Source organism: Deinococcus misasensis DSM 22328 (genome assembly GCF_000745915.1).
GTDB classification, from domain to species: Bacteria; Deinococcota; Deinococci; order Deinococcales; family Deinococcaceae; genus Deinococcus_C; species Deinococcus_C misasensis.
Genome location: NZ_JQKG01000001.1, coordinates 131,119 through 155,129, shown reverse-complemented (window position 1 = coordinate 155,129; position 24,011 = coordinate 131,119). Strand labels below are relative to the sequence as shown.

The window sequence follows — 24,011 nt, the reverse complement described above, 5'->3', positions numbered from 1 at the left end:
AATGCCTTTCGTGGAACGCATCATGTTTCGAGCCAAAATTCACCGGGCCACCGTCACCCAGGCCGATCTGGATTACGTGGGCTCCATCACCATCGATCAGGACCTGCTGGATCTGGCAGACATTCTGCCCAACGAGCGGGTGGACATTTACAACATCACCAATGGCAACCGCCTTTCCACCTATGCGCTCTCTGGAGCCAGAGGAAGTGGGGTCATTGGCATCAATGGGGCCGCAGCCCATCTGGTTCAACCCGGCGATCTGGTGATCATTGCTGCTTACGGCAACTTCACCGAGGAAGAAGCCCGAACCCTCACCCCCCATGTGGTTCATGTGGACCGCAACAACCGTCCCTTGCTGGTTGGGGTCTGACTTCAAGCCCTTGAAAAGCCCTTTGCAGGGGCTTTTCTTTCTTCAGGAGAAACCATGCAGATTGCCCATCAGCGGGTGGTTTTGAAACGCATTGCCGAACTGTCAGTTGCAGACTGGCGTTTGATGCATGCTTTTTTTCGCGACCGTGAGCTGGCCGACTGGAACGGAGCCAAACCGGTGCGTTTGCCCCTCTGGTTGTTCAAGCGCATCCTGCTGGAAGAAGAACAGGCTGGAGACAAGTGGGGATTTGGCATTTACACCGAAAACCGCCTGATTGGATCGGTAGAACTGTACCACCTGCAACCTGCTTTCCCTTTGCGCCCCACACAGGGGACTCTGGGGATCATGATTGGAGATCGGGAACTGCTCGGGCAGGGGTATGGAAGGGAAGCCCTGATGGCCCTTGCCATGCATGCGTTTGAGCAACTGGATCCTCCGCTGGAACGCATCCGGCTCACCACGTTTCTGCACAATGTGCGTGCCCAGAGGTGCTTTGCCAGGGTGGGATTTCAGGTCAAAAGCCATGCACAAAAAGGAGACGCCACCAGCGTGAACATGGAACTCACCCGCACCGATTACTTCAGGCATGGGTTTTCTGAAAGGGACGAGCCATGAAAGTGATGGTCTCTGGTCATGTGGAATTGCCCGCACTCTCAGGCATGGAATGGATCAAAGTTCACCCGGACCGTCCGTTGCCTCCAGAGGTGCAGGAGGCGGAAGGTCTGGTGCTCTGGACCCTCAACCGTGATTTTGTCCGGCGTTTGCTGGAGGCTGCTCCGAATTTGCGCTGGATTCAGACCCTCACGGCAGGGGTGGACCATGTCTTGGCCATGAATTTGCCTGAGCACATCGACCTGTACCGTGCACCCAATCTGCATGAAGAACTGGTCACCGAGCACACCCTTGCTCTGCTATTAAGCATTGCTCGTAAGCTGCATGTGCTGCGCGACCAACAAAGAGAGGGTCGCTGGTTTGTGCCCCATCCTTTTGGGTCCATTCACTCCAAGCATGTGTTGATCTGGGGTTATGGCAACATTGGCAGGTCTCTGGCGCAGGTCTTGCAGGTTCTGGGGGCCAGAGTGACCGGGGTTCGCACCTCTGCTGGCTTGGATGATGAGGTGCCCATCATCACCACTGCTGATTTTGAACGGGTGTTGCCAGAGGTGGACCATCTGGTGATGGTGCTTCCAAGCACACCAGATACCCGAGGTGTCCTGAACCAAAAAGTGCTGGATTTGCTGCCTGAGCGTTGCTGGGTGGTCAATGTGGGCAGGGGAGATGCGGTCAACCAACCTGATCTGCTTCAAGCATTGCAGAAAGGGCAGATTGCTGGGGCCGCTCTGGATGTGATGACCCCTGAGCCCCTTCCTGCAGATCATCCTTTCTGGAGCATGGAAAACGTGATTCTGACGCCCCATGTGGCTTCCCAGAGCGACCGTCTGCAAACCAAGATGCGCGAATTCATGCTGGAAAATTTGGGTCGGCTTTCCAGCGGAGAGCCCATGTTGGGCAGAATCGAGCGGTCTCGGGGGTATTGATTCCAGTTTTTCATTGCGTTGTGCGTTATCTTTGAGAAGATGGACTTCAAATCCATCTTCTTGTTTTTGAGGGCTGGAAAGACCACCTGAGCAGGACCGTGTGAAGCTGTCTGCATGTTTTGAGGCAAAAAGGGCTTGCCCTATTCTCAGTTGCAATGGTTTTTGTTACCATGTTGTTTAATGGAAGCAATTCCAAATTGGAGGTTGTGATGAAGTTACCCCGCAGCAGCGGCATCCTGCTCCATCCCACGTCATTTCCGGGTCGGTATGGCGTAGGAGAGCTTGGTGCAAGTGCATATGCTTTCTTAGATTGGCTCCATGAAGCCGGACAGCAGTGGTGGCAGGTGCTGCCCCTCGGGCCAACCGGTTACGGCGACAGCCCTTATCAATCTTTCAGTGCTTTTGCTGGCAACCCTTACCTGATCAGCTTCGATGACCTCCAGAAAGAGGGCCTGCTCACCGCAGATGACCTTGCCGACACCCCGGACTTCCCACCCGGCAAAGTGGATTACGGCTGGATTTACATCTGGAAATTTCAGAAACTGCAAGCCGCTTACGGCAACTTCAAAAAAGGCGATTTCGCATCCCTGAAAGCCGAATTTGAAACCTTCAAGGGGCAAGAGGCCAGCTGGCTGGAAGACTACGCCCTGTTCACTGCCTTGAAAGACGAAAACAAAGGTCTGCCCTGGAACGAATGGGACCTCCCCATTCGTCGCCGTGAAGCAGATGCCATGGAAGCCGCCAAAGTGCGTCTGTCTGACGACATCCAGCGCATCAGCTTCTACCAGTTCCTGTTTTTCCGTGCATGGAATCAGGTGCGTGCCTACGCCCACAGCAAAGGCATCCAGATCATCGGAGACATCCCGATTTTTGTGGCCATGGACTCCGCAGACGCATGGGCCAACCCCGACCAGTTCTACTTCGATGACCTCGGGCAACCGACCGTTGTTGCAGGTGTGCCACCAGACTACTTCTCCGAAACCGGACAACTCTGGGGCAACCCCCTGTACCGCTGGGATGTCATGCAAGAGCGCAAGTTCGACTGGTGGATCGAGCGCATCAAAGGCTGCCTGAAGCTGTACGATCTGGTCCGCATCGACCACTTCCGGGGTTTTGAAGCCTACTGGGAAATCCAGTACCCTGCAGAAAATGCCATCAACGGCGAGTGGGTCAAAGCGCCCGGTCAGGAACTGTTCCAGACCATCCGGGATGCTCTGGGTGAAATCCCCATCATCGCTGAAGACCTTGGTGTGATCACCCCAGAGGTCGAAGACTTGCGTGATTCCTTCGGGTTCCCTGGCATGGCCATCTTGCAGTTCGCTTTTGGTGGCGGAGACTGGTCTTCCAACGCTTTCCTTCCAGAGAACCTCAAAGAAAACCAGATCGTCTACAGTGGCACCCACGACAACGACACCACACGTGGTTGGTTCGTGACCGCCAAAGAAGACGAGAAATCCCACCTCAATCAGGTGGCTGGAACCGAAGTCACCGAAGACCGGGTGGCCTGGATCCTCACCGAGATGGCCTGGCGTTCCAGAGCCAAAGTCGCCATCGTGCCCTTGCAGGATGTGCTGAACCTCGGCACCGACGCCCGCATGAACTTGCCCGGCAGTCTGTCAGACAAGAACTGGTCATGGCGCTACACACAAGGCACCCTGAGCCCTTTCACGGCCAAGCGAATCAAGGCCCTGACACAAGATGCTGGACGCTATGTCCAACCTCCTGTGAAAGCCTGAACCTGCTTACAGCCAAAGCCTTGCCCCCGAAAGGGGGCTTTTTGATTGCTTTTATTGCCACTCCAGAGCAAAGAACCTTTCGGTGTTCTGCCTGCTGATGGTTTGGATCTCCCGCTCTGGTTTTCCCACCAGTCTGGCCACTTCTTTGACCACAAAGGGCAAATAAGCAGGTTCGTTTCGGCTGGCCCTGAAAGGCAGATTCTTGGGGGTCAGAAAAGGGGCGTCGGTTTCGACCATCAAACGGTCCAGAGGCAAATGGGGGAGGGCGTCACGCAGGTCCTGCCCGCGTTTCAGGTCTGTGATCCATCCGGTGATCCCGATGAAACACCCGAGCTCCAGATAGGCTTCCATCTGCTTGCGGTTCCCTGTGAAGCAGTGCACCACGGTTCTGGGCAAATGGTTCTGGTGGCGCTTCAGGATCTCCAGAAAAGCCGGATGTGCAGCCCTTTCATGGGTGAACAGGGGCAACTGGTGCCCGATGGCCAGTTCGATTTGCCCTTCAAAACAACGGATCTGGTCTTTGGGTTCAGAGAAATTGCGGTCAAAATCCAGACCACATTCTCCAACGGCCACCACTTCAGGGGACTTGAGCAGGCTTTGCAAAGCCTTGTGGGCCTCTGGATGGTAAGTGCGGGCCTCATGAGGATGGATGCCTGCTGTGCACACTTGCCCGTGGGTCTGGGCCAGTTTTAATGCTTGCTGACTTGCCTGAATGCTGGTGCCGGTCAAAATCAAAAGTTCCACGCCTGCTTCCAAAGCCCGGTCCAGCACCTCAGGCCTGTCCTGTGCAAAACGCTTGTGGTGAAAATTCACGCCAATGTCAATCATGGGTGTATTGTTTCAGAACCAGAGGGCAGGCATCAGGGCAAAATGGTGTACTTGCACTCACTGTCTTTGCTTACCCTCTGGTGGCATCGAACAGGTTAAACTGCAGCAGATGAAAATTTACACCCGCACTGGAGATCAGGGAGAAACCGGACTGTACGGCGCAGACCGGGTTTCCAAAAGCCACCCCCGAGTGGAAGCTTACGGCACCGTGGACGAAGTGAATTCCCTGCTGGGCTTGGTGCGCGCCCAGAGTCAGGATGCGGCTCTGGATCAGGATCTGGCATACCTGCAAAACGCCCTGTTCGATGTGGGGGCAGATCTGGCCACCCGTTCTGACAGCCCTTATGCCAAAAACGTCAGTCGGATGGATGCAGAGGATGTCTCCACACTGGAGGCCATGATTGACCGTCTGGAAGCCGAATGTGAGCCCCTGCGGAACTTCATTCATCCGGGTGGAACGGTGGCCTCTGCAACCCTGCAGGTGGCACGCAGTGTGGCCCGCCGTGCAGAACGTGAAGTGGTGGCCCTCCAGCAACTCGAAGAGGTCAACCCTCAGGTGCGGATGTACCTGAACCGCCTGTCTGACCTGTTGTTTGTGATGGCACGGGCCGTCAATGCCAGAGCAGGCCTCAGCGAAACCCAGTGGCATGTGAAGGGGCGCAAGTAACAGCCATACCGCAAGAAAAAAGCTTCAGCACTGCGCTGAAGCTTTTTGGTTTTGGATTCACTTGACGTGCAAGAAATTCATCACGCCAAAAGCGATGCTTTCTGCAATTTGTTGCCGGTAAGCAGGGTTCCCGAGTTTTCGGCCTTCCACAGGATGGGTGCCAAACCCAATTTCCACCAGAATGGCCGGGGTGCGGGCAACCCGCAGAACCATCAGAGGAGCGGCTTTGATTCCACGGTTGGAGGCATTGAGTTGTTGAACCATGGCATTTTGCACTTTGTCTGCAAGTTGCTTTGACAGGGTCAGGTTGGCCTGCACCAGAATGTCCCCGAGGATGCTCTGGGCATAGCTGCTGGCCTGTTTGGTGATGCTTTCCCCCACAGAGCCACCCCCGTTTTCTTTCACGGCCAGAGCGCGGGTCTGGGGCCCCTGAGGTTCACCGAAGATGAAGGTTTCGATGCCCTGAGCGCTCTCTGGTCCAGAGTTGACGTGAATGGACACAAACACATTGACGGTGCCTGCATTGGCCATGTTGGCACGCGCAGTCAGGTCGGCGCGTTTGTCTGCATTGAGGGCTTCGTCTTCGTCGCGGGTGAGGATCACCTCGACATCGTTTTTCCTGAGCAGGTCGCGCAATTTGAGGGCCACATCCAGGGTGACCTCCTCTTCGACGATGTAACCCACCATGCCGGGATCGTGGCCTCCGTGTCCAGCATCAATCACCACACGCAGTCTGGGTTTTTTGGGAGCAGGAGGTGCTTTGACTGTTTTTGCGGAGGTGGTTTTGGCAGCAGCCGGTTGCACACTGCTCTGGCCTCCGGTGCTCTTGTCTCCCAGATCGAGCACCAGCCGAACCCCTTTTCCGTCGGTGCCATCCAACCAGAAAGCGGTGTATTTCTTTTGCAGGGGACGCAGCAATTGCAGGGTCCACAGGGTGTCTTTGCCTGAGGGTTTGATCTCGTAACTTTTGATTTCGTTGGAAGACACCTGTGACGAGGATGCAGGTAGGGTGATCCCAGTCAGGCGCACCGTCAAGGTGGTTTTTTGCTCGTTGATGAAGTATTTGACCTCCTTTGGAAGGTCGAGCACCAGTCGGGTGTACCCGTCGTACTGTCCAACCCGAGGTGCAGCAGAAGCCCAGTTTAATGCAAAGAGGACCAGCAAGAGAACGCGAAAAAGGCTCATCTAGCCGAGTTTAACAGAGTTGTGTGAAATGAAACAATGACCGTGACTTTAGACGGGATTCACGCTTCTAAGTGCCGTTGGTTTACGATGGTTCTCATGAAACGGAAGTTTGTTTTGATCTCCGCCCTGTGCGGCATCACCTTTGCCGCCAGCTTTTCTGGATTTGACATCAAGCCCAAGGGCAATCAGGATGTCGATCTGGTGACTGGCATCACCACCCTGCCTCAGGGGGGCACAGTGTCTGACAGCAAGAACGGCATCAAAATCGATGCTCAGTTCATCGAGATGAAAGAAGGCGACTTTTTGAAAGCCAAAACTGCTCGCCTCACCACCACAGATGGTGGATTGCTGACCGCCAGCAACGTGGAATACTCCGTCAAGAACAACAACCTGACGGCCACCGGCAAAATCAACTACAAAGACGACAACATCAAAAACCTGGGCGCAGACAAAGTGGTGGTGAACACCAGAGACAAAATCATTGTCGCCTCGGGTGGCGTTGAAGCCGAGACCCCAAACATCAAGGCCAACATGATCCTGGCCGATTATGAAAAAAACACAGCTGTTCTGTATGGAAATTATGCTTTCCAGAGCGGTAAACAGAAGCTGAGCAACAAATCCAGCACCGGCCTTTTGTACGTCAAGTTCAACACCAAAGGGGAGGCCACCGCCACCACCAAACCCACTTCAGAGCAATTGGCTGCTTTTAAGCCTTACCTGAAATAAACCCATCTGACCCAAAAACACCCCAAATGGGGTGTTTTTGTTTGGGTTGTTCTTATTGCTGGGTGCTGCTGGCGGGAATGGTCTGGGGTTCGGCCTGCGTGGGTTTTGACTCTGGAAGGGTTTGCAGGGTTTTGAAAGCGGCATTGATCCACTGGAAGGCTGCGCCGGTATCGCGGATGGTGTAGGTGTGGCCACTTTCCTGATTCATGAAGGCATACACATAATGTTTGCCGTCTTTGCCCAGCAGGTAACCGCTGTAGGTCAGGATGCGCCAACCGTTGCCTCCTTTGCCTCCAAAGTAATGGTGGGGCAGGGAAAGGTGGCCTCCATTGGGTGCAGTGGCCATCACGTCCCTGAACCAGCGGTCTTTTTCAGGAGACAGGCCATTGTTCAGGAACTCGTGGGACAGAAACACCGCCAGTTCTGCGGGAGTGCTGGCATTGTGCGTGTGCTGGTCAATGCGTGGATCGTACCGGTCCGATTCAAAATAGGCGGTGATTTCGCGGTTGAGGTCCAGCCAGTGCACTTTCTGGGCATCTGCATCCAGAGCTTCTGCTTTCTGGTACAGGGCTTCACCTTTGAGTCTGGCAAATTCCTCGGCGGCTTTGGAGAGCTCTGCATGGTTTTTGGGGAACATCGGACTCATGCTGGACTGGGCAGTCCACCAGGCTTTGGTGGTCAGGATCATGCGGGTGTTGCACAGGTTCAAAGCATCAATGTTGTGTTGGACATTGCGCAAACCCACCCTGCGTTGCAGGATGTCGGTGGCGGTGTTGTCGCTGTTCTTGATCATGCGCACAGCCAGGGTTTGCAAATTGCTGTGGTCAAAAGGAAATTCCCCCAGGCTCTGGTTGCTCTGGGTCACTTCAAACACTTCGTTCAGGGAAACTTTCCCGGCGTCCATCTGGCGGGCCACCTCGTACAGCACGGCTTGTTTGTAGGTGCTGGCCAGAGGGTACTGGCTGTTGGCATCTCTGGACACCACCCGTTTGAATTTCAGGGTGAGGGGGTCCACTTCTGCCACAAATAGGCCCAGTTTGCCTTGCAGTCTGGATGGGGGGGTGGGTGCTGAAGCATGCGGAATGGATGTGGGCTGGAAGGCATAACAAATGGGCTCAGGCTTTTTCACTTCGGCGGCTTGTGCCACAGGTGGAAGCTGAACCTCTGGGGACTTGTGCTGACCACCCATCGGGGTCAGCGTCCATGAGAGTGAGATCAGGGTGAGGGCAAGCACCCCATAGGTGAGTTTGGTCCACATCAGGCTTTCATCATATCGAAAAATCACAAAAAGAACACAGCAGAGAAAATCCTCTCTGCTGTGCGGGGTTCTGGCTGTTACAAATTGATGGGTTCGATGCCGTATCCGATGGTACCGGGACCTGCGTGGGTGGCCACCACGGCCCCCAGTTGATTCACGCCCACCACTTCCACTCCAGTGGCACGAAGGGCTTCTGCCATGGTGCGGGCTTCTTCTTCAGCTCCAGGGGTGTCAATCATGCACAGGCGGCTCGGGCCATTTTCCTGCACGTATTTGGCCACATGGTTTTGCAGCTCTTTGAGGGCCTGTGGACGCCCACGCACCCGCCCTGCAGCTTCCACGCGGCCTGCTTTGACCGCCAGCAGGGGTTTGATGTTGAGCAAGCTGCCAAGCAGGGCCTGTGCTCCACCAATGCGACCATTCAAGCGCAAAAATTCCAGGGTGTCGACGGTAAACCGGATGCTTTGCTTCTGGCGGATTTTTTCAAGGGTGGCCACGATGTCTTCAAGGCGACCACCCATCCAGGCCATGTCGCTGGCCCGCATGGCCATCATGCCCAGACCCACAGAAACGGTTTCAGAATCAAAAACCGTGACTTTGCCAGGAAATTCTTTGGCCGCAATGGTGGCACTCTGGGCGGTGCCAGACATTTTGCTGGAGATGTGCACCGACAGCACATGGTCTGAAAGCATCAGGGCATTGTCATAAACCGCTTTGAAATCCTCTGGGGAGGGTTGGCTGGTGGAGGGGATTTTTTTGCCTGCCTTGACCCCATTGAAGATGTCAGGGGTGTTGATTTCCAGACGGTCTTTGTGAAGTTTTCCGTCGAAGTTCACGTACAGGGGAACCACGGTCAGGTGGTGGGCTTCTACCTGTTCTGGAAGAAGATCACAGGTCGAATCGGTGATGACTTTGAGCATGGTCTAAGATTACTTGATTTTGACCTGAAAAGGGTATGCTGTACGCTTCAATCCAACCCTGATTGTGCCATAAAAACAATAAAATTTTCACAAGCATTGAAACACATCTCAAACACCACCTTTGTCCAGCAAAGGCAAAATCACAACAGGATGTTTCTGGATCGCCAGCTTGATTCAGCGAAAGCATTCATTGCTCAAAAGGTTTGGTCTGGTCAGAGAGGGTCAGGTTTGTCGCTTCCATGAAGGCTTTTGCTTTGCCTGAAGCGCCCTCTGTCTAGTTTGCTCTCTTGACGCCAGCACCCTGAATTCTTTACTGTACCCGTTAAGTGAAATGCCTTGCCGCCACCGTGAATAATGATGATAATCGTCACCACCGGGTGGCGTAGGCAGTGTTTTGAGCTGAAGCCCCCCGTATCAAACGGGGGGTTTTTCGTGGAGGAGACAACCATGCCCGAGACTGCAGTCGAACAACTTCAGAGAACCCTGGTTCAGGACCTCAGCCAGCACAACGGAGAAACCGTGCTGCTCAAAGGCTGGGTGTACTCCCGACGTGACCTCGGGGGGGTGCAATTCCTGACCCTCAGGGACCGCACGGGCATCGTGCAGTGTGTGGGTTCTCAACTGGAGATTCCCATTGCCGAATCGGTGGTGCAAGTGAAGGGCAAAGTCGTCCAGCACCCCAAAGCCCCCGGCGGTTACGAAATCCAGATTTCCGAACTGGAAGTGCTCTCCAGAGCCGTGGAACCCAGCCCCGTTGAGCTGCCCAAAGTGCAGTGGCACGTCAACCCCGAGACCCTCCTGGATTACCGTTACGTCAGCGTGCGTGGCCTCAAAGAGCGGGCCTCACTGAAGGTTCAGGCTGTGCTGGTGCAGTCTTTCCGTGAAGCACTGATTGATGCAGGCTTCACCGAGATTTTCACCCCCAAAATTGTGTCTGCAGGTGCAGAGGGCGGTTCCAACCTCTTTGAGGTGGATTACTTCGGAGAGCGGGCTTACCTGGCCCAGAGCCCCCAGCTTTACAAACAAATCATGGTTGGGGTGTACGAACGGGTGTTTGAAACCGCTCCGGTGTACCGCGCCGAAGAGCACGCCACCAGTCGCCACCTGAACGAATACCTCTCTCTGGACGTGGAGTTGGGCTTCATCGAGTCTGAAGAAGACGTGATGCAAATCGAAGAGATGGTGCTTCAGCGCATCTGCAGCAACCTCGCTGAGAAGTGCCAGAAAGAGTTTGAGCTGTTCAAAATGGAGGCCCCCAAAGCCCCAGAGCGTTTTCCCAGAATTCCTCTCTTGGAAGCCCGCCAGCTGATCAAGGACCACTTTGGTTACAGTGTGGGTGGCAAGGACCTCGACCCTGAAGGGGAGCGCTTGCTCAGCCAGTACTTTCAGGAAAAAGAGGGCAGCGATTTTGTGTTCGTCACCGACTTCCCCAAAAACGCCCGTCCTTTTTATGCCTATTACGAGGCAAACGGCCTGACCCGCAGCTTCGATTTGCTGTACAGGGGCATCGAAATCACCTCTGGAGGACAGCGCATCCACGAGTACCCCATGCTGCTCGAAAGCCTGAAAGACCGCAACATGAAAGTGGACGGCTTTGAAGGCTACCTTGAGGTCTTCAAGCACGGCATGCCCCCACACGGTGGTTTCGCCATTGGTGCAGAGCGACTGACGGCCAAATTCCTGGGCATTCAGAACGTGCGTTACGCCCGTGCGTTCCCCAGAGACCGCCACCGTTTGCTGCCCTGATTCCATCCAGACCAACCACAAAACAAAAGACCGGGAACATGCCCGGTCTTTTTGATTTTGGAGTCAGGAGTTGCGGTCCACGTCTGGCAGGGGAGAGACACTGGTGGCCACCCACTGGCCATCCAGAAAATAGGTGCTGTAAGGGTCTCTGGCCCGCTTGAAGTAATCTTCCAGCACATCGTCTCTGGAGGCCAGAGAAGCCGGAGTGATTTCATGGGCACGGAACCCCGAGGCCAGCAGGAATCCTCCGGCCAGTTTGATTTTGTTCTTGATGTGCACCGAGAAGTCCACTTCCAGCAGGGTGTCTCCGTCTTTGTCCAGCACAGTCAGCAGGTCTTTTTGGTCATCGCTCTGGTCGTACACCACGGTCAAACCGGAAGGATTGGCCCAGTTGAGGCTTTTTCCGTCGATGCTCAGGGCCAGACGCTCTGGGGAGAAGTACCACAACCCCTGTGAACGGGATTCTCCAAAGCCAGAGAAATGCACCGTGATGCGGGTGTGGGATCTGGCCTCATCAAGGTTGCTGAACAGCACCACGCCGTGCAGGGTTTCGAGGGGGTAGCGGCGTTGAAAGCTCTGGTACTGCTGGACCCATTGTGCTTTCCATGGACTGGAGGCTTTGTTGTGCAAGACGAACATGGACTTTCCCTTTCTGCTCCCGAGTGGTGCTGTGCCAGCAGGGTGAGGTGCTGGGCTTTGACAGAGAACAACTTTGTTCTTTGACCGTATTTTGCTCCCCCAAATCTGACAAGACTCTTTCAGTTTGGGCTCAGCCGGTGAATTCGGGCAAAACGGGTGTTTTCATGGTCTGGGTGTAAACTGAACCCCATGGAAACTTGGGCAACGTTTACGGTTGGCGGCCAGAAAATCCATGGCATGCTGCATCTTCCCGACACCCCCAAACCTGAGCAAGGTTACCCCTCAGTGGTCTTTTTGCACGGGTTCACCGGTTCCAAAAGCGAACACCACCGCCTGTTTGTGTTGATGGCGCGCAAATTGGCACAGGTCGGTGTGGCTGCTCTGCGTTTCGATTACCGGGGCAACGGAGACAGCGAAGGCGACTTCAGCGAAATGACCACCACCCGCAACATCGAAGATGCGGTGGCCGCCGCAGATTACCTGAGAAACTATCCGGGCATCGACCCCACCCGCTTGATGGTGCTGGGATTCTCCATGGGTGGCATGACCGCCATTCTTTCGGCAGCAGGGATGAAACCCGAGCGGATGCTGCTCTGGGCTCCTGCTGCTCCAGAACGCATGTTGAAAATGCTGAATGGCAAAATTCCCACAGGCACCACCGATTTTGGAGGGTGGCCTGTGGGTCGGAATCATTTTCTGGACCTCGCCCAGCACGATGCCCGCAAAGCCCTTGCCCAGTACAAAGGACGGGTCCGCATCATTCAGGGCGAAAAAGATCAGGCGGTGCCTTTGCAGACCGCCGTCGAATATGCAGAAAGCTCTGGGGCAGAGTTGATTGTCCTTCCAGAGGCAGACCACGTGTTTGGCTCTTTCCAGTGGACCGATTGGGTCTTTGAAAAAAGCCTTGAATTTCTGCTGCATTGAGCTTTGAAACGAATCAACCCCCTCTGAAGATCCAGAGGGGGTTCTTTGCAGTAAAGGTCAGATGTTTTGCTCAACAAAAGGCACAGGCAAGTCGCTCTGGGCATGCAGGAGGGTGCTGCTGGTCACAGTGGCGTAAGCAGCCAATTCTGGTTTCAGGTAAGTCTGGGCCACACGGGCCAGATCCTCAAGGGTGGTGGAGACCACGCTGGCCCGGAAAGCCTCCTGCCTGTCACGGGTGAAGCCGCCCAGATCGCCGAACACTCTGGCACTGCCAATGATGTCTGGAGAGGTGAGGGGATCCAGAGCACTGCAAGCACTCAGGATGCCCTCTTTGAGGTGGCGGGCTTCCAGTTCTCCGGCATGCACTTTTTCCAGCACCTCTTTGAACACCCGGTACGAACGGCTGAGTTGTGGGTCCCGGTAGGTGGCCAGAGAGAACATCCCCACCTGCGCATCGTAGCTGCTGAAAGCCCCGTAAGCCCCGCCTTTTTCGCGGATCTCGGGGATCAGGTAGGCATCGGTGAGGATTTGCCCCAGCACATACAGCGCACCAGAGTCAGGATGGGTGTAGGGCACCCCTTTGAAGCTCATGGCATTGAAAGACACCAGCGATTCGGTGAGGCGGGCCACAGGTTGCAAAGGCTGGGTCTGCAGAGGGGTCGCCTGAACATCTTGGGCTTCCACAGTGAAAAGCTGCTGGGCTTCTTGCAACAACTCGGGCAACTGGCTTTCTTCGGCGGTGATGCAGATGTGCAGACCGGATTTCAGGGCCTCCTGCAGCATCTGTTGGAATTCTGACAGCAGGGTTTCCAGTTCTGTATCGGTGGCAGAGGTGTATTTCCGCAGAACCTCCAGCTGGCTGAGGCCCAATTGACGTTCACGCAGGGCCACCACCGGGCTGAGCTGGCTGGCAGCCACCCGTGTCGCAAAAGCATGACCTGAGCGGGTGATGCCCGATTCCAGAGCCACCAGTTGCTGTTTCACCAGTTGGCGCAGGCGGGCTGGAGTGAAGCGAGGGGCGAAAAGCATGTCCCGGATCACGGACAGCAGGGCGCTCTGGTTGCGAACCAGTGCTTTGCCACTCAGGGTGAGGGTTTCTGCAGCATCGAAGCTGTTCTCTGGACGGGCATTGACCCCCAGAGTGGCAGACACTCCGCCGGTCACGGCCTCCAGATGGCGGGCCAGTTCCACATCGTCGCGGTCTCCGGCCCCAGAGCGGGTGACCGCAGTGGACAGCACATTCAGAAGGTCTTTCTGGGCGTCGCTCAGGTGGTTGGTGTGCAAGAGCACATCCACGTACACCAGACCGTTGGTGGGTTGAGGCACCAGAGCCACCGTGGTGCCTGCTTGCTGTACCGTCTGGTAAGGGACCTCTGGAACCTGTGTGTTCACATCCGAGAGTTCAAGGTCAGGGAGCACGCTGATGTCGCCGGGATCGTCTTGCAAGGACAGCACTTGCAGGGCCTCATCCACAATCTGCTGTTGCTTCTCTGGATTCAGCGCAGACTTTGCCTGCTCAATGTATGCCTGTTCAATGGCAGCTTCCTCCTGAGCCTGCGTGGTGCTGGCTTCCAGCACAATCAGGGCACGGTGGGGGTTGTCCAGCAGTTCACTCTGGATCAGGTTTTCCAGCACCGGGCCACTCTGGCGGTCTTGCTGCAAGCGCTCCATGTGATGGTTGAAGTTGAGGGCCTCCACAGGATCAGCGCCATACATCCACTCGGACAGGAAGCTGAACACCACTTTCAGGCTGTAAGGGTAGCCAGAGTTGGAGACGTGTTTGCGGTACAGCTCAATTTTGTGGATGGCACTGTCCACCAGTTCAGCAGGGATGCCCTCTTTGACCAGATTTTGCAGCACCTCCAGCACCAGAGCTTCGATGGCTGGGGCATCCTCTGGGTTGGTGCCCCTGAGTCCGGCTGCGAAGCGGGTCTGTGAGAAACTTCCATTGAACCCTGAGCCGGGTGCAAGGGCTTGACCCAGACCAGAATCGATCAGGGCTTTCTGCAAGGGGGCTGCACTGTTGCCCAGCAGCACACTGGACAGCACCGAAAGCTTCAGGGTGGTGTACAGGTCGGTGGCTGGAGCGGTCATCCATGCCACGGCCACAATGGACTTGTGGTCGGTGTCGCTGCTCGGGTAAGCACCGCGCACGGTGACAGGGGTTTCAAAAGGCTTTTGCACTCCGATTTCGGCCTCGAAAGGCTCTGCCTGAAAGCGTCCGAGTGCCCACGCATCGATGTTTTTCAGGATTTCGGTCAGGTCGCTGTTGCCATAGGTGTAAAAGTAAGCGTTGCTCGGGTGGTAGTACCGGGCATGGAAGCTTTTCAGTTGCTCGTAGGTGAGGTTCACAATGGCAGCGGGATCTCCGCCAGAGTCCTTGGAATAGGTGAGGTCCGGGTACAAAGCCTTGCCCAGCAGGTTGTTGAACTGGGAGTTGGCGTCGGCGCGGGTGCCTTTCATCTCGTTGTACACCACGCCCTGAACGGTCAAATCCGACTCTGGATTGGAGGGGTCGCTGTACTCAAAACGGTGGGCTTCCCGTTTGAATTTGAGGGGGTCCAGATTGGGGAAAAACACCGCATCCAGATACAGGGACAGCAAATTGAAGAAATCCTTGTGGTTGCGGGTCGAGAACGGATACATGGTGAGGTCGTCCCCGGTCAGGGCGTTCATGAAGGTGTTCAGGGAACGGGGCAACATCATGAAGAAAGGGTCTTTGACCGGATATTTCTCGCTGCCACCCAGCACAAGGTGCTCCAGAATGTGCGCCACCCCAGTGTCGTCGGTGGGAATGGTTTTGAAGCTCACCATGAAAGTGAGGTTGGGATCGTCCCGTTCAATGTGAATGTGCTTGGCCCCAGAGGCATGGCGCAATTCGATCAGGGTGCCATGCAAATCGGGAACCGGTGTGATGCGAGTGACTTGATAACCATAAAGGTCCTGTCCAACCTTCCAACTTGTGATCATGGCGGAATTATATCCTCTTAAAAGCCGTTGCAACAGAGAACAGGCACCTTTTGACAGGGTCACCGCAAAGCCCTGCTTTTGGCATGTCATTTGAGAAAGCGTTCAGCGATCAGCCGTCAGGAGTCAGCAAAAAGCTCATCCAGCAGCTCTTGCTTTCGACAACAGCAAAACAAAAAGATGAAAAGTGAATGTCCATTCCGAGTTGAGGCTCAAAAGGCAGCCAGAAAACTTTCTTTCTGGTTGATGGCTGATCGCTTGAAGGGGAATTCCCTCCTCCAGCACTCCTTCATGCGGGTCTTGTTTTTTCTCCCGGAACCCTCAGAAAAAACAGGTACACTGTTCCCATGCGAAATTGGATTCTGGGCGCAAGCCTGGTTTTGATGGTGGCCTGCTCTGGTGCAGAGAACACCGCAGGTTTGCCCAAAGACACCGTGCGGATCGGCAACCCCTCTCTGGGAACCGCCATTGTGGGCGAAAACTATTCTGCCAGTCTGGGTGTGCTGGGTGGGGTATCCCCCTACATCTTTACAGTGGTGGATGGCAAACTGCCTGCTGGCCTCAACCTGTCCACCGGAGACCGGGGTACCATCTCTGGCACCCCCACTGAAAAAGGCGCATTCACATTTACGGTGCAGGTGACGGATGCCAACCTGTCCACCAAAATTCAAAAATACACCCTCTCGGTGACCGACAAACCCCCACCCGAGATGTCTTTTGAACTGCCCGGAACCCCGGTCAAGTCCAGCACCCGCATTCCAGTGGTGATCAAAAACGCTGAGAAAGTCGCCGGTGGTCGCTTCACCATGTCCGTCCCAGAGGGATTGGTGGTCAAGAATGTCCTGCCTGTGACCGGAAAGCCTCTGGTGATCTGGAATGTCAAGAACAACATCCTGACCGTGGATTTTGCCTTCACCCAGAAGTTCTTCCGCGACAACAAAGCCCTGTTTCTGGAGGTGGAGTCCAGCAAAGAAGCCGGGGTGTTCGTGCCTGCCCTCACCAGCAGCAATTACGACCTCAGGGATGGGGCGTCCAAAAAGCTGGCTGGAACAGATTTGCTGACCCCTGCACCCAAGCCCAAACCTGCTGACCCACCGGCATCCCCCAAAACCGAACAACCCAAACAGGAGCCTGCCAAGCCTGCGAACACCCCTCCAGCAGAACCGACCGACCCAGAACAGACCCCACCCTCTGGAACGGAAGCTCCCACTGGAAACCCCACCACGCCTGAAACGACTGAAAACCCCACTGAAAATCCAGAGGGCACAGATCAGACCGCTCCGGGCGAAGGGGAGACCCCTGAAAACCCTGACGGTTCAGTGCAAGAAACCCCTTCTCCAGAGCCCGGCACAGAAAACCCTGATCCGAGCGACACCGAGATTCCCGAGAACCCCGAAAACCCTCAGAATCCCGAAAATCCAGAACCTTCTGATGGTTCTCAAGGACAGCCATGATGTCAAACACCCCACTGTTCAGAACCTTGGTGTTGGGTGCCCTGCTCTGGAGCACCGCACAGGCCACCACGGTCAACCCTCTGGCCTTTGAAGACCAGATCAAGAAAGCCGATGTGATCGTGCATGTGCGCATTCTGGATGTGAAAACCATCCAGAGCAAAAATTACCCCTGGCAGCAGTACACCCTGAATGTCAGAGAGGTGCTCAAAGGGGACCCCAAAACCCTCACCCAGGTTGGCGATGTGCCTGCTTTCAATGTGCTCGGGGGGGGTGACTGGCAAATGGAGGGTGCCCCTTCATTCAAAAAAGATGAAGAATGGGTGCTGTTCCTGTACAAAACCCCATACGACAGTCCTGTTGTGGGCTTCAATCAGGGAATGTACCGCATTCAGGACAGCCGTGTGCTGGGCATCGAAAGCCTGAGCCTGCAAAACAACGAATTGAGCACCTTCAAAACCCACATCCGGGAGAAACTGTGAAAGCTTTCCTGACCCTGTTCTTGCTTGCCGGGACAGCTCTGGCCCAGTCCACAGGGACGGATCAAACACCGACACCTCCGACCCAGACTGCACCAGCAACCCAACCTGCAGAGCAACCCAAAACCGAACCCACCACTCCAGAGCAGCCCAAAACAACCCCTGCTGCTCCTGTGACCCCATCCACACCTGCAGAACCAGAGTTTCCGATTGTGAAAGTGCAGGTCACAGTCCCAGAGGCTTTGCAAGGTCAGTTTCAGGAAGCCCTCAAGGTGTTTTCCCACGAACGGGTGCCCTTTCAAGCGGAATTTGTGCAGAACGCAGACCAGCGTTTCCTGACCGAAACCGACATCCCTTTCAACCCAGATGCAGGAAGCCGCACTTTGATCTTTGGAAACCGCAGGTGGATCTGGATCAACACCTCCACCACCTTGTCCCAGAGCGTGATCTGGCGTGTGGAGACCGCCAAAGTCCTCAAGCTCTCTGATGGTGTGTTGCTTCCCAAAGAACGCACCTTGACGGAATCCGACAAGCAGACCCTCAAGACCCTGTATGCCAGCAAGGGGGACTTCAACAGCGATGACCGTGTGGACCTCCTCGACCTGATCATTCTGGCCAGCAACATGGGTGTGGAAAACCCCTCCAAAGGGGACCTGAATCAGGATGGTCAGGTGAATGAACAGGATTACAACCTGTTCCGCGAGCTGTACCAGAAGTAAAAGCACGCCGAGATCAAATTCAAAACATGCAAGAGGGGCATCCTAAGTTGAGTGGATGCCCCTCTCTGCTTTTGGCTCTGGTTGTCTGAAGGTTCGAAGGCCCTGTTGGGCTCAAAGAAGTGACTTTGCTTTCCATGTGCGTTTCGGAGAGTGTGCTAGGATGGGCAGAATGGAAGGCACCATAGACCTGCAAGATTGGCTGAAGCTGCAAGATTGGGTGCAGACCGGAGGCCACGCCAAGTTCGTCATTCAGGGCGGCGAGGTGAAGGTCAACGGTGAAATCGAAACCCGCAGACGCAAAAAGCTGCGTGAGGGCGACACCGTCACCTATCAGGGCAGAAGTGCCACCGTACACTTATGACTGACATCGAACATTACCGGGAACGCAAAGACACGCACTTCAAAGGCCCGCACAGTCCCTTGAGTTCAGAGAAAAAACAGGGCTTCACAGGCTTGAAGTATTTCCCTATTCAGGAGGAGTACCAGTTCCAGTTGCCTGCCCTGCACGATGAGTCCATGAGAATCATCGAAATCCAGACCAACACCGGAGAAATCCGCGAGTATCAGGTGTGGGGTTATGTGGATGTGCCTTTCGCAAAGGGCATGCATCGTCTTGAACTGTATGTTCCTGTGGAAGAAGACGACCCTCAACGCCTGTTCATTCCGTTCAAAGACAAAACCAATGGCCAGAGCACCTATGGAGGCGGGCGTTACATCGATGCCCCTCTGGATGGCGATGAGGTTTTGTTGGATTTCAACATGGCCTACAACCCCTACTGTGCTTACGATGAAGCATGGTCCTGCCCGTTGCCCCCTGCGGCCAACTGGATTCCTTTCGATGTTCCAGCTGGAGAAAAAGCCCTGTAAAGGCCTGTCAACCTCCTGAAGACCAGAACCCCCAGAGCACTCTGGGGGTTTTTGTAGACCATGGCAAATCACAGCAAAGCTTTTTTGGGATTTCTCTGGTGGGGTTTCAAAAGGGTGTTCCAGGCGTAAAGGGCATCCTGAAATTCTTCAGGGCAAAGGGCCACCCGATTTGAGGGAATCTTGAACTGCTTCAGTAGGTCCTGGTGTTTGTTCTTGTTGCTTCCATACAGCAGGCACACCAGATTGTACAGACGCTGTGCACTCAGGGCGTGGGCGTCTGCGAAGCCGTCCGATGGAGCTTCTGCCTCTGTGGCGGCTTCCCGGGCGAACTGGGCCAGACCGCTCAGCAAAGCGTCATCGTCTTTCAGGTTCAGCAAGGCAAGGGTGGCAAACTGGTCTGCTGCATCTTCTTCTCGACCGGTGGCTGGAAGTTTGAACTGGTCAATCAGGGCATGGGAAAGCTCATGGAGCAGGGTGAACATGACGGCACTGAGCATGCCTTTTTCGGTGTTTTTGTTTTGGTTTTCCAGTTCAAGGTATTCGTCAATCAGTTCATAGCACATCTGGACTTGCAGTTTTTTGGGGTCGTAAAAGGCATTGGCTTTTTTGCACTCCAGAAAGACCACCGTGATTTTGCGGGGCCATTTCAGACTTTCAGAAAATTCACGCAGGGTGTTTCGGAGGTACTGGCTTTTGGACAACACCTGAAAGGTGAGTTGATGGGTTTTGGCCTCGGGGGTCTGAAAATCCAGCACAATTTGAGCCTGCGCCACGCCGCCCAGTAACACCATTCCCAGCAACCACTTTCGCATGTTTCTCCTGTGTGCACCTTAAGACCTCAACGTGCAACAACCAGAAAATACACGGCTCTGGCCCCTCCTCGCTGTAAGATTTGAGCCGATGCCCGCAAGGTGGCTCCCGTGCTGAGCACATCGTCCACCAGCAAAATGGATTTTCCATGTGCTGGAGCTTGCAGATCGAACACCCCCTCCAGATTGCTCTGCCTTTCCAGATGGTGCAATTTGGCCTGCTGCGCTGTGTAAACTGTGCGTTTCAGCAGGTCCAGCGTAGGCAGCCTGAGCTTTTTACCCACCGCTTCGGCCAGCACCCGACTCTGGTTGTAGCCCCTTTGTTGCAGCCGTCTCGGGTGTAAGGGCACCGGACATAAGCAGTCCAGTTGCCATGAAGCAGGCACCTTCGAGGCCAGAGCCTCAGCAAGGCTGTCTGCCACTCTGGCATTTCCGTGGTATTTCAGGGCATGCACCATGCGCCTGATTTTGCCTTCAGGGGCACCCAGATACACCAGATGGGGTTCTTGGGTGTCTTTCAGAACGCTCTGGTGAGTTAAGAATGCAGTTTTGGGGGTGCAGGTGGGACAAAGGGCAGCATGGGTTTTCAAAGCCTGATGGCAGCCAGGACAGGTTTGTGGAAACAAAGTTCGAAAAAAAGTGTGCACGGCATTCAGTGTAAACTTAAGCTTTTCGGATATTCTAGGATACGTGAAAGTACCTAAGATCGTCTGGGATTTGTTCTTTTCGGCAGGTGTGCCGCTCATGCTCCTGAGTTCAGACCTGTTCAAAACGGGATTCAGTTTCAAAAGCATTCTGGGGCCGGTGTGGGTGATTGTCCTTGCCAGCCTGATTCCAGCCATTTACATCATCTGGGATTTTGTCCGCAACAAAGTCTTCAACCCCGTGACCATGGTGGTTGCTGCTGGGGCCATTGTGCAGGGGATGCTGTCTTTCTGGCAGGTGTCCGGATGGCAGTATGCCCTCAAGGATTCCTACACCCCGGCCTTCATTGCTCTGGTGATGCTGGTGTCTTTGATCATCAACCGGCCCTTTTTCACGGCCTTCATCCGGTTTACTTTGAACCCCGACACCCCCGAGCGCAAAAGCCTGTTTGATCGGTACCTGAACCATCCCGCCATCAAAAAGATGCTGTTCTGGGGCACGGTGGTGATTTTCATCGAGTCCACCATCAATGCAGGGGTGAACTTTCTGGTGCACAAGCAGCTCTTGACCGATCCCTTTGGCACCGATGCGTTCATCAAGCAACTGGAGACGGCCACAGCCACCATGCGACCCATCAGCATCATCTCCACATTGATCGGGTATGGATTGGCGTTTTACATGCTGAATTGGGCCAGCAAAAACGAGTTTGGAGACAAAGCAAGCCCTCTGGAAGACCACTTCTGGGAGGCTCTGGAACAGCACCACAATCCGCAGCCCACCCCCAATTCTGCTGATTGAGCTTGCAAAAGACTGCAGAAATCAAAAACCCTCGCTTTTGCGAGGGTTTTTTGAGGTCAAACCTGTCCGATCCAGTCCTCATCGTGGGCCTGAAAAACAGCTCTGGCCTGCTGGTACAGGTCTTCGGGCAAGGGGCCTTGTTGCACAATCTCGATGTTTCTGCGGATGTTTTCCAGATTTCTGGAGCCCACAATGGCACTGCTGACCCCCGGAGTGAACACCGAAAACCGCAAGGTGAATTCCTCCCACGCCAGAGGTGGAGTGAAATCCATGGCTTTCATGCGCAGCCAGTATTCCTCGGCGTACTGGCCTGAGGGACGCTCCTCGTAAGTCCAGGGCACATTGCCCAGAGGTCGCTTGGCGATCACGCCCATGCCTTTTTGCTGGGCCTGTGCAATCCAAGGGATGCTTCTCTGGTCGAAGGGATTCACGCTGCACTGCACGCTGTCAAATACGCCAGAGTCCAGAGCCCACTGCAAGGCTTCGTTCTCGCCCGAGTAAGCGATGGCCCGGACTTTTCCTTGCAGCTTGACCTCTTGCAGGGCTTTGAGCAGTTTTTCGTCTTGTAGGGTGCCCAGAGGGCAGGAATGCAGGTGGAAGATGTCGAGGTAATCGGTGCGCATGGTGTGCAGGGCACGGTCCATGCCCCTGTGGATGTTCTCGGGGGTCCAGTCTTTGACCCCCTCTACGCCGTAGCCGCCTTTGCTGGACAGGATGAAATCTTTTCTGCGCCATGAGAGGTGCCGTCCGATGCGTTCTTCGGAGAGGTCATAGCCTCGGGCGGTGTCGATCAGGGTGATGCCTGCATTGACCACTTCGTTGAGCAGGGAGCCCACGAAGTTTTCGTCCAGTTTGTCCCAGCCAATGTGTCCAGCCCCAAACCCGAGTGCCGAAACCTTGAAGTCGGCGTTGCCAAAATCGCGGAAAACCATCTGTACCTCCAGCCCTGATCTGGTGTGCCACCTGTGCACAATTCGTACTTTGGTTCGAAAAAACAGACCAGAGTTTGTTTTCTTCAGTTTACTCGATCAGGCTGAAGCTTGCCACATCAAAAAGCCCTTTTGGGGTCAACTTCAGGGCTGGAATCACACTCAGGCCCAGAAAGGCCAGCGTCATGATCGGATGGGGCAGACCACAACCCAACTGGTGGGTGGCCCGTTCCACGTCATCTTGCAGGGCTGCAACACGCTCTGGAGCATCCGCAGACATCAAACCTGCAATGGGCAAAGGCAAGCGGGCCAGCACCTCGCCCCCATCCACCACAGCCACCCCTCCCTGCATCTCCTCAAGAACACGGGCACACAGGCGGATGTCCTCATCTGAACGACCTGCCACCATCAGGTTGTGGGCATCGTGCTGGATGCTGCATCCGAACGCCCCTCTGGACAGTCCAATGCCAGAGGTCCATGCGGTGGCGTACTGCAAAGCATGCAGGTGCCGTTCGATGGACACCAGTTTGACCCCATCGCTGCTGCCTGCTGCCAACTTGACGGTTTCAATCTGGGTGGGTTGAACGCCAATCACAGGGAAATGCTCTGGCACTTCAAAAGTTGCTGTGTCCCAGCCCTCTCCGAGCGTCACTCCACCCCCAGAGAGGGGGGGCACAAACTGGCCTCCTTTGGCGGGTTGGCCCCCCACAAACGTGTCCAGTACCCTGAAGTTTTCAAGGTCTTCCAGCAACACAAAGTCCGCATGGTAACCGGGTGCAATGGCCCCGAGGTCGTGCAAACCCCAGTATTCTGCTGGATTGCAGGTCACGAGGCTCAGGGCATAAATGGGGTCCAGACCTTCCTGAACGGCCAGACGCAAAACCCGGTCCAGATGTCCGAGGGCTAACAGGTCTTTGACATCCACATCATCGGTGACGCACATGGCCCGGCGCGGGTGGCGTTTTAAAACCGGGATCAGGTCTTTCAGGTTGCGGGCAGCGCTGCCTTCCCGGACCATCAACCACATGCCTGCACGCAAGCGGTCCATGGCCTGCTCGGGGGTGACGGCCTCATGGTCAGAATGGATGCCTGCACTGGCATAAGCTTGCAGGCTCTGGCCGGAAAGTCCGGCTGCGTGGCCATCAATTCTGCGTCCCCTCGCTGCTTCCAGAATGGCCCACACATCCTTGTCTCCGGTCAGGACCCCCGGATAATTCATCATCTCTGCGAGGCCAAGCACACCCGGAACCTGCAAGGTCTTCTTCACTTCCACAGCCTGCAAGTGCTGGCATCCAGCTTCAAAAGCACTTGCAGGCACACATGAGGGTGCAGAAGCATACACTCGCATTCCAGAGCTTTTTCCAGCCTCCAGCATCCAGTGCAGTCCCTGAATGCCCAGCACATTCACGATTTCGTGGGGTTCGGCCACCACCGTGGTGGTTCCTCTGGGCAACACTGCGGCAGCAAAGCTGGACGGACACAGCATGCTGGATTCGATGTGCACATGGGCATCGATGAAACCGGGTGCAAGGTAAGCCCCTCTGGCATCGAGGGTGTCGTTGGCGGTGTACTGGCCCCCAAAGCCCACAAATCGGCCTTGATGCACCGCCACATCCACCTCCAGAATTTCATGGGTGAGCACACTGACCATGCGGGCATTGCGAATCAAAAGATCAACGTTTTCCTGTCCCAGAGCGGCTTTGATGTGTGTGTTCATGTGAACCCCCTGCATGGTGAAAACCACAAAAAGCAGAATGAAGGAAAGCAGTCTTTGCCCTTCCAGCCAATTTGTCCCATTATGCAGATGAAT

At 55.1% G+C, this 24,011-nt stretch carries 24 protein-coding genes; 14 read left to right on the top strand and 10 right to left on the bottom strand.

Features of this window, described 5'->3' with window-relative positions:
• The first annotated feature begins 10 nt into the window (after positions 1-10).
• The 4 genes from panD (at position 11) to malQ (ending at position 3,644) form a co-directional block, all read left to right on the top strand.
• Positions 11-370: an aspartate 1-decarboxylase gene (gene panD, locus Q371_RS00670; RefSeq protein ID WP_157442425.1), complete on the top strand. Its 360-nt coding sequence runs from the start codon at positions 11-13 to the stop codon at positions 368-370.
• Between the two features lie 54 nt (positions 371-424).
• On the top strand, positions 425-985 hold the full coding sequence (locus tag Q371_RS00665; protein WP_034334803.1) for a GNAT family N-acetyltransferase: 561 nt from the start codon (positions 425-427) through the stop codon (positions 983-985).
• Entirely contained in the window at positions 982-1,908 is a 927-nt protein-coding gene (locus Q371_RS00660) for a D-2-hydroxyacid dehydrogenase (protein WP_034334801.1), read from the top strand. The genes Q371_RS00665 and Q371_RS00660 overlap by 4 nt, the downstream gene beginning before the upstream one ends.
• A gap of 209 nt (positions 1,909-2,117) precedes the next feature.
• A complete protein-coding gene (gene malQ / locus Q371_RS00655) occupies positions 2,118-3,644 on the top strand; it encodes a 4-alpha-glucanotransferase (RefSeq protein WP_034334798.1) in 1,527 nt (508 codons plus the stop codon).
• Between the two features lie 51 nt (positions 3,645-3,695).
• Here the strand turns inward: malQ and Q371_RS00650 are convergent, their stop codons facing one another.
• On the bottom strand, positions 3,696-4,472 hold the full coding sequence (locus tag Q371_RS00650) for a TatD family hydrolase (protein WP_034334795.1): 777 nt from the start codon (positions 4,470-4,472) through the stop codon (positions 3,696-3,698).
• A 109-nt stretch (positions 4,473-4,581) separates the two neighbouring features.
• Between Q371_RS00650 and Q371_RS00645 the strand changes: the two genes are divergently transcribed.
• Positions 4,582-5,139: a cob(I)yrinic acid a,c-diamide adenosyltransferase gene (locus Q371_RS00645; protein ID WP_034334793.1), complete on the top strand. Its 558-nt coding sequence runs from the start codon at positions 4,582-4,584 to the stop codon at positions 5,137-5,139.
• Between the two features lie 57 nt (positions 5,140-5,196).
• Here Q371_RS00645 and Q371_RS00640 read toward each other — a convergent pair whose 3' ends face one another.
• Positions 5,197-6,324, bottom strand: coding sequence for an N-acetylmuramoyl-L-alanine amidase family protein (locus Q371_RS00640; protein ID WP_034334791.1), 1,128 nt, complete (start codon positions 6,322-6,324; stop codon positions 5,197-5,199).
• A gap of 96 nt (positions 6,325-6,420) precedes the next feature.
• On the opposite strand from Q371_RS00640, the gene Q371_RS00635 reads away from it, so the two are divergent.
• Positions 6,421-7,050, top strand: a complete 630-nt coding sequence (locus Q371_RS00635; RefSeq protein ID WP_034334788.1) for a hypothetical protein — start codon at positions 6,421-6,423, stop codon at positions 7,048-7,050.
• A gap of 52 nt (positions 7,051-7,102) precedes the next feature.
• Here Q371_RS00635 and Q371_RS00630 read toward each other — a convergent pair whose 3' ends face one another.
• Positions 7,103-8,308: a serine hydrolase gene (locus Q371_RS00630; protein WP_051963035.1), complete on the bottom strand. Its 1,206-nt coding sequence runs from the start codon at positions 8,306-8,308 to the stop codon at positions 7,103-7,105.
• Between the two features lie 77 nt (positions 8,309-8,385).
• The gene (locus Q371_RS00625; protein WP_034334786.1) at positions 8,386-9,228 is read right to left on the bottom strand and encodes a DegV family protein; all 843 of its coding nucleotides are present in this window, start codon (positions 9,226-9,228) and stop codon (positions 8,386-8,388) included.
• A gap of 447 nt (positions 9,229-9,675) precedes the next feature.
• Between Q371_RS00625 and aspS the strand changes: the two genes are divergently transcribed.
• Positions 9,676-10,974 carry an aspartate--tRNA(Asn) ligase gene (gene aspS / locus Q371_RS00620; RefSeq protein WP_034334784.1) on the top strand — a complete coding sequence of 433 codons (1,299 nt, stop codon included), beginning with the start codon at positions 9,676-9,678 and terminating at the stop codon, positions 10,972-10,974.
• A gap of 63 nt (positions 10,975-11,037) precedes the next feature.
• Here aspS and Q371_RS00615 read toward each other — a convergent pair whose 3' ends face one another.
• Positions 11,038-11,613, bottom strand: coding sequence for a hypothetical protein (locus Q371_RS00615; RefSeq protein WP_034334782.1), 576 nt, complete (start codon positions 11,611-11,613; stop codon positions 11,038-11,040).
• A gap of 189 nt (positions 11,614-11,802) precedes the next feature.
• Here Q371_RS00615 and Q371_RS00610 point away from each other — a divergent pair, with 189 nt between their 5' ends.
• Positions 11,803-12,537, top strand: a complete 735-nt coding sequence (locus tag Q371_RS00610) for an alpha/beta hydrolase (protein ID WP_034334780.1) — start codon at positions 11,803-11,805, stop codon at positions 12,535-12,537.
• Positions 12,538-12,594: 57 nt separating this feature from the next.
• Here Q371_RS00610 and Q371_RS00605 read toward each other — a convergent pair whose 3' ends face one another.
• Positions 12,595-15,507 carry an insulinase family protein gene (locus tag Q371_RS00605; RefSeq protein ID WP_051963034.1) on the bottom strand — a complete coding sequence of 971 codons (2,913 nt, stop codon included), beginning with the start codon at positions 15,505-15,507 and terminating at the stop codon, positions 12,595-12,597.
• Positions 15,508-15,851: 344 nt separating this feature from the next.
• Here Q371_RS00605 and Q371_RS25025 point away from each other — a divergent pair, with 344 nt between their 5' ends.
• From Q371_RS25025 to Q371_RS00580, 5 genes are all read left to right on the top strand, one after another.
• Complete coding sequence (locus tag Q371_RS25025) at positions 15,852-16,958, top strand: Ig domain-containing protein (RefSeq protein WP_051963033.1); 1,107 nt, start codon at positions 15,852-15,854, stop codon at positions 16,956-16,958.
• Positions 16,958-17,437, top strand: a complete 480-nt coding sequence (locus Q371_RS00595; RefSeq protein ID WP_051963032.1) for a hypothetical protein — start codon at positions 16,958-16,960, stop codon at positions 17,435-17,437. Before Q371_RS25025 ends, Q371_RS00595 begins: the two co-directional genes overlap by 1 nt.
• Positions 17,434-18,153, top strand: a complete 720-nt coding sequence (locus Q371_RS00590; RefSeq protein WP_034334777.1) for a dockerin type I domain-containing protein — start codon at positions 17,434-17,436, stop codon at positions 18,151-18,153. Before Q371_RS00595 ends, Q371_RS00590 begins: the two co-directional genes overlap by 4 nt.
• A 169-nt stretch (positions 18,154-18,322) precedes the next feature.
• Positions 18,323-18,514, top strand: coding sequence for an RNA-binding S4 domain-containing protein (locus Q371_RS00585; RefSeq protein ID WP_245618171.1), 192 nt, complete (start codon positions 18,323-18,325; stop codon positions 18,512-18,514).
• Positions 18,511-19,020 carry a DUF1684 domain-containing protein gene (locus Q371_RS00580; protein ID WP_034334772.1) on the top strand — a complete coding sequence of 170 codons (510 nt, stop codon included), beginning with the start codon at positions 18,511-18,513 and terminating at the stop codon, positions 19,018-19,020. The genes Q371_RS00585 and Q371_RS00580 overlap by 4 nt, the downstream gene beginning before the upstream one ends.
• Before the next feature lie 68 nt (positions 19,021-19,088).
• Here Q371_RS00580 and Q371_RS00575 read toward each other — a convergent pair whose 3' ends face one another.
• On the bottom strand, positions 19,089-19,832 hold the full coding sequence (locus Q371_RS00575) for a DUF4344 domain-containing metallopeptidase (protein ID WP_051963031.1): 744 nt from the start codon (positions 19,830-19,832) through the stop codon (positions 19,089-19,091).
• 26 nt (positions 19,833-19,858) lie between these two features.
• Positions 19,859-20,476 (bottom strand): ComF family protein, encoded by a 618-nt coding sequence (locus Q371_RS00570; RefSeq protein ID WP_034334770.1) that lies wholly within the window; start codon positions 20,474-20,476, stop codon positions 19,859-19,861.
• A gap of 43 nt (positions 20,477-20,519) precedes the next feature.
• Between Q371_RS00570 and Q371_RS00565 the strand changes: the two genes are divergently transcribed.
• A complete protein-coding gene (locus Q371_RS00565) occupies positions 20,520-21,272 on the top strand; it encodes a VC0807 family protein (protein ID WP_169743759.1) in 753 nt (250 codons plus the stop codon).
• Between the two features lie 56 nt (positions 21,273-21,328).
• On the opposite strand, the gene Q371_RS00560 is transcribed toward Q371_RS00565, so the two are convergent.
• Together Q371_RS00560 and Q371_RS00555 are read right to left on the bottom strand one after the other, a co-directional pair.
• Positions 21,329-22,204, bottom strand: a complete 876-nt coding sequence (locus tag Q371_RS00560; RefSeq protein WP_034334764.1) for an aldo/keto reductase — start codon at positions 22,202-22,204, stop codon at positions 21,329-21,331.
• Positions 22,205-22,292: 88 nt separating this feature from the next.
• The gene (locus tag Q371_RS00555; RefSeq protein ID WP_245618170.1) at positions 22,293-23,918 is read right to left on the bottom strand and encodes an adenine deaminase; all 1,626 of its coding nucleotides are present in this window, start codon (positions 23,916-23,918) and stop codon (positions 22,293-22,295) included.
• Positions 23,919-24,011 lie beyond the last annotated feature (93 nt).